Source organism: Acinetobacter sp. CY73, assembly GCF_059515865.1.
On sequence record NZ_JCAKMZ010000008.1, the window covers coordinates 41,506 to 59,573 of the forward strand.

The following is an 18,068-nucleotide window of genomic DNA, read 5'->3' on the forward strand; positions in this document are numbered from 1 at the left end:
GCTTATTTCTCCTCTTTGTAGTCAGCTACAGCGTGTACAGACGGCGTGGCTTGAGGCGCCCAAGCGACAGGACGATCTGTATCTAATTCAAATGTAGAGATTGCATCTTTAACTAAGCGCGCATCTACTTCACCTTCATCTGCTAATTTCTTCAATGTCGCAACAACAATATGCGCTGCATCGACGCCAAAGTAGCTACGTAGTTTCGCACGTGAATCTGAACGACCATAACCATCGGTACCGAGTGCTACAAATGGACGGTTGTCTGGAAGATATGCACGAATTTGTTCGCTATATGCACGCATATGATCGGTTGCAGAAACCACAATACCCTTCGTCGCACGAAGCTGTTCAGACACCCATGATTCTTGAGCAATTTCAGCCATCGGATGTAAGCGGTTATATTCTTCACATGCCATACCGTCACGTGCAAGTTCGTTAAAACTTGTTACGCTAAATACATTTGAATGGATTTGGTATTCATCACGTAAGATTTGAGCCGCTTTAATCACTTCGCGAAGAATCACACCTGAACCCATCAACTGAACCGTCGCTTTTTCATCTTCTTGTAGCAAATACATACCACGTTTAATGCCTTCTTCAACACCCTCAGGCATTTCAGGATGCTCGTAGTTTTCGTTCATGACCGTTAAGTAATAGAAAATACGCTCTTGATTCACATACATGCGTTGTAAACCGTCATGCACAATGACTGCTAACTCATAACCAAAACATGGATCATAAGACACACAGTTGGGAATGGTATTGGCAAGAATATGTGAATGACCGTCTTGATGCTGTAAGCCTTCGCCATTGAGCGTTGTACGGCCTGCTGTTGCACCCAATAAGAAACCTTGTGCTTGTGCATCGCCCGCAGCCCATGCAATATCGCCAATACGTTGGAAACCAAACATTGAGTAGTACATGTACATCGGAATCATCGGCAAGTTATTGGTTGAATAACTGGTTGCCAATGCTGCCCAAGCACTCATTGCACCTGCTTCATTAATCCCTTCTTGAAGCATGTGACCGTCTTTTGCTTCACGGTAATGCATTAATTGTTCTTGGTCTTCAGGGGTGTAATGCTGACCATTTGCCGCATAAATACCCAGCTGACGGAACATACCCTCTAAACCGAAAGTACGTGCCTCATCTGGAACAATTGGAACAACACGATCTTTAATTGCTTTTTCTTTTAACAATGCAGCGATTAAACGCACCATCACCATCGTGGTAGATTGTTCTTTACCTTGAGAACCTTTTAATACTGCGTCAAATACAGAAAGATCAGGAATCGCAAGCTGTTCACTTTCTTTACGACGTGCAGGTAAATAACCACCCAAAGCTTCACGACGTGCTTTCATATATTTCAATTCAGGCGAGTTTTCGCTTGGACGATAGAAAGGCACATCTACTAGCGCATCATCACTGATCGGCAAGTTAAAACGGTCACGTACATATTTCAACGATTCAATTTGCATCTTTTTGATTTGATGTGTTTTATTGACCGCTTCAATTTCATCAGATAAGCCATAACCTTTGACTGTTTTCGCTAAGATAACAGTCGGCTGACCTTTTGCTGTACATGCTTCTGCATATGCTGCGAATACCTTATATGGGTCATGACCACCACGATTGAGATTATCAATATCTTCATCGCTTAAATCTTTTACAAGCTCTGCTGCTTCAGGGTATTTACCGAAGAACTTTTCGCGAGCATACGCACCGCCTTTCACTTGTAGGCGTTGGTATTCACCATCAAGCGTTTCTTCCATTACCGCTTTGAGTGCACCAGATTCATCTTTTGCAAGTAATGGATCCCAATGACGACCCCAAACCACTTTAATAACACGCCAACCCGCACCACGGAAGAGTGATTCAAGTTCTTGAATAATTTTACCGTTACCACGTACAGGACCATCTAGACGTTGCAAGTTACAGTTGACCACCCAAATCAGGTTGTCTAATTTTTCACGACCTGCAAGTGAAATAGCCCCCGTACTTTCTGGCTCATCCATTTCACCATCACCCAGGAACGCCCATACCTTACGGTTTTCTTCCTTAATCAAACCACGGTTCATGAGGTATTTTTGGATGTGTGCTTGGTAAATCGACATGATTGGACCAAGACCCATGGATACTGTTGGGAACTGCCAGTAATCAGGCATCAAATATGGATGTGGGTAAGATGGCAAGCCAATACCATCTACTTCGCGACGGAAGTTATTTAAGTGTTCTTCAGTCAAACGACCTTCAAGGAAAGAACGCGCATAAATACCAGGAGCACAGTGCCCTTGGTAATAAATCATATCACCGCCAAAGTTTTCATTATTCGCGCGGAAGAAATGGTTAAAACCGACATCATATAAAGTTGCTGATGATGCAAAGCTTGCCAAATGCCCGCCCAAATCATCACCTGTTTTGTTCGCACGAAGAACCATTGCCAGCGCATTCCAACGGATCAATGCGCGAATACGGCGTTCCATATCTTGGTCGCCGGGCATTGCAGGCTGCTCATCTACCGACACTGTATTTAAGTAAGGCGTATTTAGTCGCTGAATTGGAACATGCTTGGCAATCGCTTGTTGATACAATTTCTCCAACAAAAATGCTGCGCGATCCGTTCCCATATGTTTTAAAACAGAGTCAAACGCTTCCTGCCATTCTTGCGTTTCCTGTGCATCTGTATCGCCATAATACGCCATGTCTCGTCCTTTTCAATCTGCTAACGTTTAGATCTTATATGTATCATGTTTTAAAGGTATTCAGTTATGGTTACAACTGAATACGGATTTGGCTACTATTTAGTTTCGAAATAGTTATTGACCTAAATTAACATACATAACAAAAAAACCGCCAATTATGGCGGTTTTTTATACACAATCTACTTTAAATAGATGTTAGCTTATTTTTAATACTTAAAACACTGTTGTCTAATTAAGACGATGATCATCTTAATTGTAATAGTCATCTTAATTCTCATATTAGCCAATTATGGCAACATTGCTAAATAAGTAGATGGGTTTTTACGTTGACCATCTTTTACAACTTCATAATGCAAATGCGGACCAGTACAACGACCAGTACAACCTACATTAGCAATATGTTCACCTGCCTTCACACGGTCACCTACGCGGGCAACCAAACGTGATGCATGTGCATAACGCGTTAAGTAACCATTACCATGGTTAATTTCAACATATTGACCATAACCCGTACCCCAACCAGACTTAGTTACAATACCAGGACCAGTCGCATAAATTGGTGTACCGCTAGGCGCTGACATATCTAGACCAGAGTGATTTTCAGCACGGCCACCCATTACACGACCGCCATAATTCGAACTTACACGTTTCAAATCAGGCAGTGGGTGCGTCACTAACCAAGAGTATGGTGAGCTTGAAGAGAAGTTTTTAGAGTTATTCGATGCGTATTTGCCAGCAAGAGATGCATTATTGAGTTCAATTGGTTTTTGTTCACGGATTTGAACGTCTAAAGAAGTATTTGCAGGAATATCAAGATCATCAGGATGACTATAAGAACCTTGAGATAAAGTTTTTGTTAACTCTCCTAAACGATCTGGAGATGAAGCATTATTTACATCAAGTTGAACCAAATCTGCGAAAGCAACTGAAGCTGCCGAAGCTGCTAAAGAAAAAGCCAATAAAATACGTCGCGTATGCATAAAAACCTCATTAAACTGTTCTTACTTAAGTCTCTTACGTGATCACGTCCTTGATATTCACCGAAAAGAGCGCCTAAGATTAAAACAAAACAATGTAGGAACAATGTATGTCAGAACCCAAAAACGTCTTTCAACAAACAAGACAACACATAAAAACAGGAAACTTATCGTTTCTTACAAAGCAAGTTTCTGAATTCCAAAAACTTACAAAATTAATTCAACCTTTATTACCAACCAATGATGTTTGGCAGGTTGTATGTTATCAATACGGAATTTTAATGATTACCGGTGAAAATCAAGCCCTGATTAGTCAAGTCGGTTATCTTCAAAAACAGTATATTTCTCAATTATCACAAATTTCTGAATTTAAAGATTTACAGAAAATTCAGGTTCGTTTAAGACCTAAAGCCAAAACAGAACCTAAAAACACGAAAATCCCCAAACAAATTCCACCAGCAACTCTAGAGATGTTACATCACGCTGCCAGCTTTGTGAGCGACCCTAAGCTTAGCCAAGCTTTACTACGTTTGGCAAGCAATAAAAAGTAACCAACACGTCATACTCAAGCAAACATTTACTTATTTAATGTGACTTTAATAACGCTATTTATAGTTACAGTATAACATTGAACCACTAAGACAATGACTTATGTCACACTCACATATTGAATAGGGCAAGATTTTGCGTCATCAAATGTTACAATTTCATAGCTACTTGGGTCGCTTTTAACATTGCGCAATAATTGGTTATTAAGTGCATGCCCGGATTTATAACCATCAAATTTGGCAATAATTTGATGTCCAAGCAGATACAAATCACCCACCGCATCTAAAATTTTATGACGAACAAACTCGTCTGCATAGCGTAGTCCTTCTTCATTGACCACACCTGTTTCATCAACACCAATCGCGTTATCTAAGCTTGCACCTAATGCTAAGTTATTGGATTTTAAATAATCTAGATCTTTCATAAAACCAAATGTTCGTGCACCACTCACTTCATAAACGAAAGTTTCGGTTGAAAAATCAATGGTTGCTGACTGATATTCTTTGGCAAATGCTGGATGATCAAAATCAATGGTAAAATTTAGCTGAAAGCCCTCATGTGGGCTAAAAATGGCACGCTTATCATCGATCAGTGCTTCAATCGGTTTAATTATTCTTACAAATTTCTTTGGTGAATCTTGCTCAACCAATTCACCTTGCATGAGCAGGTAAATAAATGGCCCTGCGCTTCCATCCATAATAGGCACTTCAGAAGCTGATACTTCGATAATCAAATTATCAATGCCTAGTCCCGCGATCGCGCTCATCACATGCTCAATCGTGCCAACTTTTGCATTTTCCTGCACTAAATTGGAACACATGAATGCTTCTTGAATCAGCATTGCGTCAGCAGCAATATCTATAGGCGGATTTAAATCGATACGACGAAAAACAATTCCCCCATCAGCAACATGTGGAACAAAGTTAATTAAAACTTTTTGACCACTATGTAGTCCGATACCACTCGCTTTCACGACTCGCTTAAGGGTACGCTGTTTCAACATAGAGCTTCGATCTTCATCCAAATTTCCGCTATACGTTAGCACATTTAACCATTGATAAAAAACAAAAAGGTAGCGCTTTTGCACTACCTTTTTTCGATTCAGTTGATTCGTTTTAGGAATAAACTATTTACGCTGTTGATTCTTCAAGTAATCTTGGATGCTCATTGGCGCAGAACGTGGTGCAGCTGCTGGCGTAGCAACAGGCTCTTCAGCATGTTGACGCTTGCTAATCGCTGGAACATCATCTTCATCAACGACTGTATTTTGTGCAGACTGTTGTTGAAAATGGCTTGTCGTTGAACTCACACTTGGACGGCGTTTTGGTTCTGCTTCATTTGCATTTCGCGTTAGACCTGTAGCGATCACAGTGACACGAATTTCATCACGCGCATCTTGATCGAATACAGTACCAAAGAATACTTCACCTTCATCCAAATCAACGATTTGATTCACAACGTCTGTGATAATTTCAGTTTCACGTAATGTAATATCTGCACCGCCAGTGATATTAATCAATACACCTTTGGCATTCATGATATTCACGTTATCCAATAATGGACTACGGATCGCAAGACGAGCAGCTTCTTCAGCACGATCTGTACCACTACTCTTCCCTTCACCCATCATGGCATAACCACGAGTACTCATCGCAGTTTTCAAATCAGCGAAGTCAAGGTTAATATGACCTGGACGAACAACCAAATCAAAGATACTACGTACAGCACTGAGTAATACATCATCGGCTTTACGGTAAGCATCCTGCATTGAAATATCACCATAAACACTGAGTAAGCGTTGGTTTGGAATGATAATCAATGAATCAACATGCGCCTCAAGCGCCTCAATGCCCTTTTCAGCTGAGCGTTGACGACGACGACCTTCAAAGTTAAATGGTGTAGTGACCACACCAACGGTCAAAATACCCATTTCTTGCGCAATTTCAGCCACCACAGGTGCTGCACCTGTACCTGTACCACCACCCATACCCGCGGTCACGAATACCATATCCGCACCTTCAAGGTGTTGGCGAATCAATTCACGGCTTTCTTCAGCAGCAATTTGACCCACATCTGGGTTTGCGCCAGCGCCTAATCCACGTGTGCTTTGTTGACCCAATTGGATTTTAAATGGTGCATTCATACGGTCTAGCGCTTGCTTGTCCGTATTTGCACATACAAATTTCACACCTTGGATGTCTGATTGCACCATGTGTTGTACAGCATTACCACCGCCGCCACCAACACCAAACACAGTAAAACGGGCTTGACCGTTGTTATCGGTTTGTTCATCTTCTAAAAATTCAAATGAAGCCATGACCTTAAATATTCCTAAATTAATATGGCAGTCACTTAAGCCCGTATACTGCCTTGATCTTCAATAATAAAAATTGTTTTTAGGATGCTTTGCATCGCGAGTATTGTCAAGCAGATGACGCAACACTTACAACTTGCGAACAAGACACCTTAAAAAAATAAACTTAAAAAATGCCTTTTAATTTGTTATTGAGGGCATTCCAACCATTCATGACTCGATCTAAAAAAGGGCGCTTGCCCACTTCTTCAGGTTCTTCCACTGATTCTTGCAATTCACTTTGACTAAACAATAACAAGCCAGTCGCCGTTGCATACATAGATCTACGTAATGCTGGTAAATGCTGGTCTTCAGCATAGACTTGTAAAGGCGGATTACCTAGATGTGCAGACACACCGAGTATACGTCTAGACAAAGTCACCATACCTTCAATTTGACAGACATCACCACTTAATACCACACCATGATACAAACTTTGTAATGCACCGCGGCTTTCAAGTTCGGCACGCACCATACCTAGAATTTCTTCGTAACGTGCAATAATGATTTCTGACAACTCAATACGGCTAATTGACTGTGGACCATCAATTGCTTGAAACTCAATCATATGATCAGGTTTAACTTGATGAATATCCACACAACCATAAAGCAGCTTTAAACGTTCAGCTTCTTCTGTCGTTGTTTGCAACACTGCGGCAATATCACGTGTAACATTTTCGCCACCGCGTTGAATAGTGTGTGCAAGAACTAAATGCCCTTCTATATAAACCGCAATATTGGTCGTTCCTGCACCAATATCAAGTAAGCATACACCATATTCTTTTTCATCTTTTAATAATGAACCTTCCGCGGTTGCAAGACAAGAGACGACCATTTTTTCAACAAAAATATTCGCTCCTTTCATCGCACGATCAAGGTTTTGCATCGTACTAATGGGCAACATCATCAATTGATAATGCGCAGTCATACTGTTTGCAGATAAGTTAATGGGATTATGTACCCATTCAGTCGCATCATCCAATTCAAAACCTAAAGGCACAGCACTCGCCAAATAATGGTCCGAGGTCATATGACTAGCTTTTGCAAGCTCTAAGGCACGTACAACTTCTGTGGTGGTAATGGTACGTTCTGGATTCGAAATAGGAGTCCTTCCCGATGCATAGAAACTCTGTAATTCTGTACTCGGAATGGAGACCCACGCTGAATGTACACGACATTCCGCCATATCTTCCGCTTCTTGTACGGCATTTTTAATTGCAGTGATGACTTTTTCTAGGCTGACAATTTTACCTTTATTCATGCCTTTATTGCGCGCACTAGCCATACCAATCACCTGAATATTATCAGGCGCATGTACTTTGGCTATAAGAACTGAAACTTTATGTGTCCCAATGTCTATCGCAACAACTGAGGGAACAGCTTCACTCATCATTCACTACCATCTTCTTCGTTGTTTAGGTACGGCTTAATGCCACTTTATAAAGCCACGTATTATGGCTGTCCAACACTTGTATTCGCAATGTTTATGTCATTAATGGTTACAACAAACTGACCATTTACTATTTTAGGTGGTATTGAATTTTTCCATTGAATGGCAAGACCATTTCTATAGCGTAAATCAATCGCCGAAACACGTGACCAAACAGGTTTTAAATCTGTCTGTACCAATTGGCTGAGTCGCTGCAACTTACTCATGGTTTGATCCTGATCCACGATAATACGTAAACCTGAATCAAACTGCATAAACCATGTTCTACGATCTGTTAAATATAATTCTTTTAATCTCAAATTTGCTGGATGAAACAACTGATTAATCTCATTGTAACGACGCATCATTTCTTGAGATTGATCTAACGGTCCATGTAGTAGTGGCAAAGTTGAATGATTACGAGCGAAAGCTTCAGTAAATACTTCCCCCTCATCACTGAGTAACCGCCCCGTTCCCCAGCGTGCAATCGGATGCCGAGGCATCACACGCACACGAATCCCATTCGGCCAAGCCCGTGAAACAACGACGCGATCCACCCATGAAATCTCAAGACTACGATCACGGATCTGTTCTAAATCCGATGTAAAGTAATTATCTTTAATCACAGGTGCAAGGTGCTGCGTCATTTGCTGTTTTTCAACATCTGAACTTGTACCGACCACCTCTAAAGTCGCTACTTTTGCATCGGTAATGACTTTATAAGCTGCATATATCCCAGCAAAAAGCGCACAAAATGCCACAATCAAAAGTAACCAACCACCCGCATGAATCAACTTTTCTTTGCGAGTTGGCGGTTTCTCATGTATCGATGTAATTGCAGCACGTTTACGGCGCATTGATGCTGGAAGTTGAGCCATGTCTAGTGTTTTTCTTTCGATAAAGTTTGCTCTAAAATCGCAACACAAAGTGCATCGAAATCATATCCTACAGCATTGGCAGCTTTTGGCACCAATGAATGGCTGGTCATCCCCGGTACTGTATTCACTTCCAATAACCAGAAATTCCCTTGCTCATCTTGCATGGCATCAATACGCCCCCAACCACTTGCACCTACAGACTGAAAAGCACGTAAGCAAAGCTCTTGAAGTTGTTTTTCTTCCTCAGCAGATAGACCACATGGAATGCCATATTCAACATCATTACGCATATATTTAGCATCGTAATCATAAAAGGCAACATCAGCAGGTGGTTGCAAGCGAATCACAGGTAAAGGCTGACCATTTAGGAATGAAATCGTATATTCACGGCCTGTGATCCATTTTTCTGCCATAACAACAGCATCATGTTGTATTGCTTTAGCAATAGCATTCGCTAAATCTTCAGCTTTTTCAACTTTGCTCATCCCTACGCTTGAACCTTCATGAACAGGCTTAATAATCAAAGGTAGACCCAAAGTTGCAACCACTTCAGCCAAATCAGTTTCCTGACTGACAATACGATAAGGTGCCGTTGGAAGCTCTGAACCTTGCCAAATTTGCTTGGTTTTGACTTTATCCATACCAATTGCAGAACCTTGAACGCCCGTTCCCGTGTAAGGAATATTTAACCACTCCAGAACACCTTGAATTTGGCCATCCTCACCACCACGACCATGCAATACAATAAATGCACGATCATAATTGACCAACTCAGTGACACTACGTTCTTTCGGATCAAATCCTTCAGCGTTTACACCACTACGCACTAATGCTTCTAGTACAGCTTTACCACTATCTAATGAAACCTCACGCTCTGCAGACTTACCACCGAGCAACACAGCAACTTTGCCGAATTTAGAAGCATTTGACACGTTTATATCCTTAAACTTTTAACATTGGTCAATTAAATTTGGTCTATCAAAAATAATCACACGCTATGATTCTTTAAACATAGATTACTTTAAATAAAGCTGATTTTGAGCCAGTTCAATTGAAATTGCTCCCACGTTACCCGCACCTTGTGTTAATAACAAGTCATTTGCTTGTAACACTTTTTGTATCACAGGCTCGAGATTCCCTTCTACAGGATCAATTAAGATCGGCTCGACTTCACCGCGTAGACGGATACTACGTGCAAGTGCACGACTGTCTGCACCTACAATTGGCTTTTCACCGGCAGAGTAAACTTCAAGTAAAAGCAACTGATCTACTTGCGACAGTACATCGACGAAATCATCGAAACAATCACGGGTACGGCTATAACGGTGCGGTTGGAACAGCATCACTAAACGACGATCAGGATGACTCGCACGCGCGGCCTTAATCGTTGCTTCAACTTCTTTCGGGTGATGCCCATAATCATCAACCAACTTAACCGTGCCTTCACCGAGTTCAAATTCACCTTGAACTTGGAAACGACGACCTACACCACTAAAGCTCTCTAAAGCGCGTGCAATCGCAGCATCTGACACACCTTCATCGGTTGCAATCCCAATTGCAGCCAAAGCATTCAAGATATTATGCAAACCTGGCATGTTAATGGTTAGACGCAGTGGCTCTTTGTTCTTACGTAATACGGTGAAGTGAGATTGCATGCCTTCTTGAACGACATCAATTGCACGGATGTCATTATCTTCGTCAAAACCATAAGTTAAAACTGGACGACCAATGCGTGGCATGATTTCACGAATATTGGCATCATCACCACATACAACCGCTAGACCATAAAATGGAAGCTTTTGTAGGAACTGAATAAAGGTATCTTTTAGGGTGTCGAAGCTACCACCATAGGTATCCATATGATCTGCATCGATATTGGTGACAATCGCAGCCATCGGCTCTAAATATAAAAACGATGCATCTGACTCATCTGCTTCCGCTACGATATAACGACTTGCACCCAGCGCAGCATTCACACCCGAACGATTCAAAAGACCACCGATCACATAAGTTGGATCCATGTTTTCTTCAGCTAACATACAAGTCACTAAACTTGTTGTCGTGGTTTTACCATGTGTCCCTGCAACGGCGATCCCGTGACGATAACGCATCAACTCACCCAGCATTTCTGCACGGCGAACCACAGGAATACGATTTTCAATCGCTTCTTTAATTTCTAGGTTTTCAGTATCAATCGCTGTCGACACCACTAAAACATTGGCATTTTTAATATTTTCAGCAGCGTGGCCGATGTAAACTTTAATTCCATTTTCTTCAAGTTGCGCTGTCGTTTTAGAAGCCTTAATGTCAGAACCTGAAACTTTGTAGCCTTGGTTTTTCAACACTTCGGCGATACCACACATCCCAGCCCCGCCAATCCCCACAAAGTGGATATGCTTAATACGGCGCATTTCTGGAATTTTAATCAAGTTTTTTGCTTTATCAGCAGGTGTTGATGGAGACATAATTTACTCTAAAACTTACAAATCTTGAATTAAACCAACCACACGCTGTGTTGCGTCAGGTTGGGCATGTTGACGTGCTTTTACTGCCATTTCCATGAGTAATTGACGGTTCATTAGTGGCGTCAAAACGTCTTTCAATGTATCGGTCGTCATGGTGGACTGCGGACAAATTTTTGCAGCCCCAATTTTTTCTAAAAACTTTGCATTTGCAGTTTGGTGATCATCGACTGCACTTGGTAAAGGCACAAATACAGCAGCAACACCTGCGGTTGCAACCTCAGTCACCGTTAAAGCCCCTGCTCTACAGATAATCAGGTCGGCATCGCTATACGCTTTAGCCATATCCTCAATAAAAGGCTGAACTTCAACAGCTAAAGATGCAGGTGCATTCTCATAACGACTACGTGTCGTTTCAGCATGGTTTTGACCACTTTGATGAAACACTTGCATCGGAATGTTCAGTTGCTTTAACGCTTCTGGAATACGCTCATTGAGCGCTTGCGCACCAAGTGAACCACCCACAATCAAAATACGAATTGGCTCACCCGCCTTTTCTCGCTCCAGATAACGCCAAGACGGATTGAGTATTTCCGCAATTTCTTGACGAACGGGGTTACCTGTCGTCACAATTTTCTCACCAGATGGGAACGTATCAGGAAATGCCTGACAAACAACCTTAGAAACACGTGCCAATTGAGTATTGGTAAAACCCGCCACAGCATTTTGCTCATGGATAATTACTGGAATACCCAAAATCTTAGCTGCCAACCCTCCTGGCCCTGCAACATATCCCCCAAATCCCGCAACAGCATCGACTTTGAGCTGTTTCATATAACGCATGGCACTTAAAGTTGCCTTCATAATTTTAAAAGGGGCTGCTAATTTACGAACTAAGCCATTACCCCGAACACCCTGAATATCGATTTGATAGATCGGAATATCATGTTGTTTAAGTAAACGATTTTCCATTCCAGTTGGCGTGGCTAACCAAGACACCTGACAACCCTCTTGTTGTAATTTCTTTGCAACAGCAAGGGCTGGGAATACATGTCCGCCAGTGCCTGCAGCCATCATCATGACATGCTTTGGTGCGCTTCGTTGAGGTTTGGTCACAGTTCTTTCTTCAATTCTTAAATAAGGATAATAAAATTCGATTTTGTGCAATCGATTGTAATCACAATTGCATAGCCATGAAAGATTATTTACTTTTTTTCAACAGGCATTCGATTGGTTTTTTCTACTATTTTTAAAGTTTAAACTAGATTTATTATTAAGGTTGTTATTTTTCTTAGACTTAAGTGAAATATTAAGCTTATTTTAAATCTAAACAAAACTCCAAAATGCTTAACCCAAGTTTATCCATACTTATATTTTAAGATCTTTTATCCACTAGAAATACATTATGGTTCATATATTTTTTAAATGAGTTCATGCTTAAAGAATATATATCGACCTTAGGAACTATGGTATTTTTTTGTTTTTTACTTATTAAAATTCAGTCAATTAATTCAAATTTTGATCGCGCAACGGAAGCTCATGCCAAAATTATCATTACGGGATTTATGGATTATTTTAGCAGGCTATTTAGCCGCTATTCACATTGGAAAACTTTCTGTTGTTCTACCTATTCTACAAAAAGATCTTCATTTAACACTAACTCAGGCAGGGTTTTCAATCTCGATTATACAAGGTGCAGGTATGCTATTTGCCCTTGCGATTGGTGCCTTTTCTGAAAAACTGGGTTTGAAGCGCTGTTTGATCGGTGGTTTAATTATTTTAGGTACAAGTAGTATTGCTGGGCTTTGGATCGACAATATTGCACTGCTTTATTTGTTTCGCTTCACCGAGGGCATTGGATTTTTAACCATTTCGCTTTGCGCACCTGCAATTTTAAAGCGGATGAGTCAACCCGAAACCATCAATTTTAAAATGGGGCTGTGGAGCTCATATATGGGGCTTGGCGTCAGTATAGCGGTATTTACCATCCCGTTCATTTTAGAGTATCTGAGCTGGCAATATATCTGGGTCATTTTAGGCTTACTTTGTTTTGTCATTGCGCTCGCGATTCACCTCTTTTTAAATATCGAGACGAGCTCTTCAACTTCAAAAACAGCCGTTGCAGATACTCAGAATAGTCTGGGTCAAATTATTCGTGCAACGCTGACACACCCACCTATGATTTGCTTAGCTTTAGTCTTTGCATGTTATGCCAGCCAATGGACATCCGTGACCAGTTTTTTACCCAGCCTTTATGTTGAACATGGTCTGAACTTAAAAACCACAGGTTTACTGGTATCACTGGTGGTGCTTGCCAATTTAGTTGGAACATTTGGTGCTGGCATGCTGTTGCAAAAAGGTTGGTCAACGCAAAAATTACTGACGATTGGATTTGTTGGTATGTTTTTCACCAGTATTTTGACTTTTACCACCAATAGCTGGCTAACCTTCGAAATTCAAGTCTTAAACGCTGTGTTGTTTTCCATGATTGGGGGTGTTATTCCAACCACCATCTTTTCTATGACCCTTCATTATGCACCTTTTGCCAGTGCTGCAGCAGCCAGTATGGGCTTGGTCATTCAATGTTCGGCTCTAGTGCAGTTCTTTGTCCCGCCTCTAAGTGCTGCTTTTGTTTCAGCAACGCATACATGGGCAAGCATGAGTATCGTGACTTCCATTTTATGCTGTATTGCACTCTCGATTATGTTTATATTTTTTAAACGCTATGCCAAATAGTAAAGAGCCTCAAATGAGGCTCTTTTTTTACTTATATTAAGCCATTAAGCCATTAAGCCAATCCTGCTTCCAATACCTTAAATAAGTCATCTGCAATGGATGTGCCAAATTGATTATCAATTTCACGGATACAGGTTGGACTGGTCACATTAATTTCAGTCACATAATCACCAATAACATCCAGCCCAACAAAGATCAGACCTTTTTCACGTAAGAATGGTCCGACTTTTGCGGCAATGGCTTTGTCATTTTCAGTCAGTGGTCGTGCTTCACCTAAACCACCTGCGGCTAAGTTGCCACGGACTTCACCATTTTGAGGGATACGCGCTAAGCAATACGGTACAGGTTCGCCATTCACCATCAAAATTCGTTTATCACCATCCACAATTTCAGGAATATAACGCTGCGCCATAATCGGTTGTTGACCCAATTCGGTGAGCATCTCTAAGGTTGAACCAATATTCGCACCATCCGCTGTAAGACGGAAAATCCCTGTTCCGCCCATGCCATCCAGTGGTTTGACAATCACATCACCATATTGCTTAAGAAATTCACGAATCAAGCTTTGTTGAGAAGTAACCAAGGTGGGGACTTGAAGCTCGGGAAACTGTGTCGCAAATAATTTTTCATTACAATCACGTAGGCTTTGTGGCTTATTAATAATCCAAGCACCTTCGCGTTCTGCTTGCTCTAAAATATAGGTGGTATAGACAAAGTTCATGTCAAATGGCGGGTCTTTACGCATCAACACCACATCATAATCCGCAATCGATTCTTTTTGTTTTTCACCCAATTCATAGTAGTGATTGTAGTCTTCAAACACTTGAAGGGGTGCAATCAAGCCAAAAGCTTTGCCTTGATCAATATATAAATCTTGTTGTAATGCATAACCCAGTTCATGACCACGTCGAACGGCAGCCCAAAGCATGGCCATGGTTGAGTCTTTTTTGAGGTTTACATTTTCGATGGGATCCATCACAACAAGTACGCGCATGTCTCTGTGCTCTTTTAGAAACTAAATTTGTGAATGAGTATAGCCGAGATTACTGCTTTGTTTATTCTGTTTTGTTTATTCCATTTTTGCATGTGTATGTATGAATTGGTGCACTAGCCCAAGATTTGATTTGTGGGATTTGAGCGATATCTTCACTGCTAAACTTAAAGATGGAGCAATAACATGTTGTAAACGCCTATGAAGAAAACTGATTGAGTTAATGCAGTCGCTTTGCCAATCGCTATACCCGTATTGGCAATCATTAATCTACTTATATTCAAAGGGTTAATTTCAAGTCTTGACTTACAAAACCCTTACGTGAGTAAAAAATCAACTACATGCACAAATATATAAGCACCAATACAGCTATATATATCAAACATTCATTGAGATTGATTTGCCCTATATTATGAATTACAAAAGATTTGTTTTGCATAGACGAGATGAAGAATTATGTAAATTTACATAATTTATTTATTAATATCAATATCTTAACTTACGAATAATAAAGAGGCTTTTATGAAAATTGCTTTAATTGGTGCAACTGGTATGGCAGGTTCACGCATTTTAGAAGAATTGGTGTCTCGTGGACATTATGTCAAAGCCATCGCACGTCATACACATAAAGTTGCTGACACAGAACGTGTATTAAGTATTGATCTTGATCTAAATGACCATGAAGCATTGGTAAATGAGCTTAAAGGTCAAGATGCTGTCGTGAGTGCAGTCCGTTTCCAAGGCTTAAATGGTGATGGTCTCATTAATGCAATTCGCGATTCAAAAGTAAAACGCTTTATCGTAGTGGGTGGCGCGGGTAGCTTAAATGTACCCAACAAAAATATCCGCGTGATCGATAGTGAAGATTTTCCAGAAGAATATAAGGTTGAAGCTGAAGCTGCTGCAACCTTCCTGGATAACTTAAAGCAAGTCGATGATTTAAACTGGACTTATATTTCGCCTTCTGCTGAGTTCGGTCCAGGCAAGCGCACAGGTGAATTCCGTACAGGTAAAGATGAGCTATTGGTCGGTGAGGAAGGCAGTAAAATTTCGACCGAAGACTTTGCCATTGCACTGAGTGATGAGCTCGAGCAAAAAAATCATATTCGTGAACGATTCACTGTGGGTTACTAATACAGTTAATTATCAGCACTAAAAAAGGAAGCATTTGCTTCCTTTTTTATTCATGTATGAAAGGCTTGCTTTAAAAATTAATCCGCTTGATTTGGATCACAACATAGATGCAATCAAACCTGACATTTTGACCTGTGCTTGATTCTTTTAGCGTAATTTCAGCCATTATTCGAATTTTGGTCTACCTACATACAAAGCGGTATGTTCCAAAGCCTTTTCTAAATAATTTTGCATAAACTTATTCTCAAGTATCCAATCTATATACCTTCTTCTAAATTTTTATAATGCGGACTGATATAAAAATATAGACACAGTTCACAAAACACCCCAACATACCAAACGGTAAAAATTAAAAGAAACTTCAAATTTTTATTAACCTAAAAACACCTCAAAATGGGTAAAAAATAATGCAGCAACTTTGGAATCGCTTAGAAACCTTTTTACAAGAAAATCATCCTGAAATATTTAAAGACCTTGCACCACCTGCAACAGATGCAGAAATAACTGATCTAGAAGATAAAATTGGGGTAAAACTCCCTGATGATTTTGTCGCATGTTTAAAAATTCATAATGGTCAATTTGGTCGTGCAGATGGCTTATTTGATCAATCAGAATTTTTATCGACTTCACGTATTTTTCAAGAATGGTCAGTTTTAAAAGGTATTCTAGATACTGAAGATTTTTTCGATTCTGATGAAGAAGCTGGGTCTAGTGATGGAGTAAAAATCATCTGGTGGAGCGCTAGATGGATTCCATTTATCAGCTATGGTAATGGTGACAATTGGAGCATCGATTTAGACCCTGCGGAAGATGGTACTGTAGGGCAAGTCATTACTTTTTGGCATGAAACCTTTGAACGTGAAAAAGAAGCGAATAGCTTTAAAGAATGGTTTTCTAATTTTATCGATCAACAGATTGATGGCTAAGATTAATATCCATTTCAGAGCGTACAAATAGTTTTATATCTGCTCCAAAATACCTCCTTCCGTAAAGTGATCGTTTGTATAGAAATGAACTTGCGGAAGGATTTTAATTTATTTAGAAATATAGCCAATTAGAAATATTTTTAAATAGGTATGTTTTAATTCAATTATTTTCATTTTCAAAAATATAGTTCGATGCGAGTACTGGATCACGACATAGATCCAATCGAACCTGACAATTTTTATCTGTGCTTAATTCATTTAGCGTAATTTTAGCCATGATTCGAATTGGTCTACCCACATAAAAATCAGTATCTTTCAAAGCCTTTGTAAATAGCCTTGCATAATTGATTTCAAGATAACCAATCTGTATATCTGCAATACTTACTTGCACTTGATGAGGCTGGTTATGGTGGTTTTCCATGCGTTGAATCAAGGCATCTCGATACAGAATGGGTTCTACTGATTTCAACATCAGCGTATTGATCAATTTTAATTGGTTAAATGCACTTATCGGAATTTGAATGGGATACTGTTGATCAGAACGAAAGTCATAAGGATGTGTTTGGAAAAACTTAGCTCGATCAAACTGATATCGATCCCAACGATGCTGGTCGATATGTCTAACGACAATAAAGCCGATAATCATTGTGACAAGCATGATGGTGAATATAAGCATGTTGTTCCAAATCAACAAAAGTTTTTGTTATTGAACCTTTACACATACATTCCATTTATTAAAATGATGCATAAAGTTTAAACATGTATATACCACAGATTATCTTATTGAATTTTAAATATTTATTAAATATTGGTTTAAATATAGCTTCAAAAACCATTAAATCACAGAGAGTCTATTCATTAAAAAACAAGAGAAAACAATACGCTCTACCGTCACAATTGAATTAAGCAAAAATAAAGCCCTATCTTA

At 40.0% G+C, this 18,068-nt stretch carries 15 protein-coding genes; 4 read left to right on the plus strand and 11 right to left on the minus strand.

Annotated elements, in window-relative coordinates:
• Positions 1-2: 2 nt before the first annotated feature.
• Positions 3-2,705: a pyruvate dehydrogenase (acetyl-transferring), homodimeric type gene (gene aceE / locus AC5YD2_RS05940; RefSeq protein WP_496125441.1), complete on the minus strand. Its 2,703-nt coding sequence runs from the start codon at positions 2,703-2,705 to the stop codon at positions 3-5.
• A 287-nt stretch (positions 2,706-2,992) separates the two neighbouring features.
• Positions 2,993-3,685: a M23 family metallopeptidase gene (locus AC5YD2_RS05945; protein ID WP_496125442.1), complete on the minus strand. Its 693-nt coding sequence runs from the start codon at positions 3,683-3,685 to the stop codon at positions 2,993-2,995.
• A 107-nt stretch (positions 3,686-3,792) separates the two neighbouring features.
• Here AC5YD2_RS05945 and AC5YD2_RS05950 point away from each other — a divergent pair, with 107 nt between their 5' ends.
• Entirely contained in the window at positions 3,793-4,233 is a 441-nt protein-coding gene (locus AC5YD2_RS05950) for a DUF721 domain-containing protein (RefSeq protein WP_496125443.1), read from the plus strand.
• Between the two features lie 98 nt (positions 4,234-4,331).
• Here the strand turns inward: AC5YD2_RS05950 and lpxC are convergent, their stop codons facing one another.
• The 7 genes from lpxC to murG form a co-directional block, all read right to left on the minus strand.
• Positions 4,332-5,234 carry a UDP-3-O-acyl-N-acetylglucosamine deacetylase gene (gene lpxC / locus AC5YD2_RS05955; protein WP_496125488.1) on the minus strand — a complete coding sequence of 301 codons (903 nt, stop codon included), beginning with the start codon at positions 5,232-5,234 and terminating at the stop codon, positions 4,332-4,334.
• 123 nt (positions 5,235-5,357) lie between these two features.
• Complete coding sequence (gene ftsZ / locus AC5YD2_RS05960) at positions 5,358-6,548, minus strand: cell division protein FtsZ (RefSeq protein WP_496125444.1); 1,191 nt, start codon at positions 6,546-6,548, stop codon at positions 5,358-5,360.
• Positions 6,549-6,711: 163 nt separating this feature from the next.
• Complete coding sequence (ftsA, locus tag AC5YD2_RS05965; protein WP_496125445.1) at positions 6,712-7,977, minus strand: cell division protein FtsA; 1,266 nt, start codon at positions 7,975-7,977, stop codon at positions 6,712-6,714.
• A gap of 59 nt (positions 7,978-8,036) precedes the next feature.
• Positions 8,037-8,891, minus strand: coding sequence for a cell division protein FtsQ/DivIB (locus AC5YD2_RS05970; RefSeq protein WP_496125446.1), 855 nt, complete (start codon positions 8,889-8,891; stop codon positions 8,037-8,039).
• A gap of 2 nt (positions 8,892-8,893) precedes the next feature.
• Positions 8,894-9,823, minus strand: a complete 930-nt coding sequence (locus AC5YD2_RS05975; protein ID WP_496125447.1) for a D-alanine--D-alanine ligase — start codon at positions 9,821-9,823, stop codon at positions 8,894-8,896.
• Positions 9,824-9,907: 84 nt separating this feature from the next.
• Complete coding sequence (gene murC, locus AC5YD2_RS05980) at positions 9,908-11,356, minus strand: UDP-N-acetylmuramate--L-alanine ligase (protein ID WP_496125448.1); 1,449 nt, start codon at positions 11,354-11,356, stop codon at positions 9,908-9,910.
• 15 nt (positions 11,357-11,371) lie between these two features.
• Complete coding sequence (gene murG, locus AC5YD2_RS05985) at positions 11,372-12,469, minus strand: undecaprenyldiphospho-muramoylpentapeptide beta-N-acetylglucosaminyltransferase (RefSeq protein WP_496125449.1); 1,098 nt, start codon at positions 12,467-12,469, stop codon at positions 11,372-11,374.
• A gap of 423 nt (positions 12,470-12,892) precedes the next feature.
• On the opposite strand from murG, the gene AC5YD2_RS05990 reads away from it, so the two are divergent.
• The gene (locus AC5YD2_RS05990) at positions 12,893-14,089 is read left to right on the plus strand and encodes an MFS transporter (RefSeq protein WP_496125450.1); all 1,197 of its coding nucleotides are present in this window, start codon (positions 12,893-12,895) and stop codon (positions 14,087-14,089) included.
• A 52-nt stretch (positions 14,090-14,141) separates the two neighbouring features.
• On the opposite strand, the gene gshB is transcribed toward AC5YD2_RS05990, so the two are convergent.
• Positions 14,142-15,083, minus strand: a complete 942-nt coding sequence (gene gshB / locus AC5YD2_RS05995) for a glutathione synthase (protein ID WP_496125451.1) — start codon at positions 15,081-15,083, stop codon at positions 14,142-14,144.
• A 519-nt stretch (positions 15,084-15,602) separates the two neighbouring features.
• Here gshB and AC5YD2_RS06000 point away from each other — a divergent pair.
• Both AC5YD2_RS06000 and AC5YD2_RS06005 read left to right on the plus strand, forming a co-directional pair.
• Positions 15,603-16,214: an NAD(P)-dependent oxidoreductase gene (locus AC5YD2_RS06000; protein WP_496125452.1), complete on the plus strand. Its 612-nt coding sequence runs from the start codon at positions 15,603-15,605 to the stop codon at positions 16,212-16,214.
• A gap of 407 nt (positions 16,215-16,621) precedes the next feature.
• Positions 16,622-17,140 (plus strand): SMI1/KNR4 family protein, encoded by a 519-nt coding sequence (locus AC5YD2_RS06005; RefSeq protein WP_496125453.1) that lies wholly within the window; start codon positions 16,622-16,624, stop codon positions 17,138-17,140.
• Positions 17,141-17,300: 160 nt separating this feature from the next.
• On the opposite strand, the gene AC5YD2_RS06010 is transcribed toward AC5YD2_RS06005, so the two are convergent.
• Positions 17,301-17,816: a hypothetical protein gene (locus AC5YD2_RS06010; RefSeq protein WP_496125454.1), complete on the minus strand. Its 516-nt coding sequence runs from the start codon at positions 17,814-17,816 to the stop codon at positions 17,301-17,303.
• Positions 17,817-18,068 lie beyond the last annotated feature (252 nt).